The following is a 404-nucleotide window of genomic DNA, read 5'->3' on the forward strand; positions in this document are numbered from 1 at the left end:
CTTGATTGTCCGGTTCATCCGCTCAACCTGACCGTTCGTCCAGGGATGATTGGGTTTCGTCAGACGATGTTCGATCCCGTGGGCTTCGCAGATCATGTCGAAGCGCATGGGACGCGACCAGGCCGTATTGCGATTACGGGGTTGGTCAGMGAACTGGATGCCGTTATCGGTCAGAATGGTATGGATCCGGTAAGGGATGATGCTCAGGAGATGTTCGAGGAATTCCCAGGCKGTCTTCCGATCGGCTTTCCCGACGAGTTGTGTGACAGCGAATTTGCTTGTCCGGTCGATAGCAACGAAGAGGTGCAGCTTGTCTTCAGCAGTCTGGACTTCGGCAATATCGATGTGAAAAAAGCCGATGGGATAGCGTTTGAAGCGCTGGCGTTTGAGCCTGTCTCCTTCGA

Annotated in this window: 1 protein-coding gene; it reads right to left on the minus strand. The window is 54.0% G+C overall.

The window, feature by feature from the left end; translation table 11 throughout:
- A partial coding sequence (locus KP705_RS18520; RefSeq protein ID WP_215765364.1) for a DDE-type integrase/transposase/recombinase occupies nucleotides 1–404 on the minus strand: 404 nt, incomplete at both ends.

Source organism: Gluconobacter sp. P1D12_c (assembly GCF_018812105.1).
GTDB classification, from domain to species: domain Bacteria; phylum Pseudomonadota; class Alphaproteobacteria; order Acetobacterales; family Acetobacteraceae; genus Gluconobacter; species Gluconobacter oxydans_A.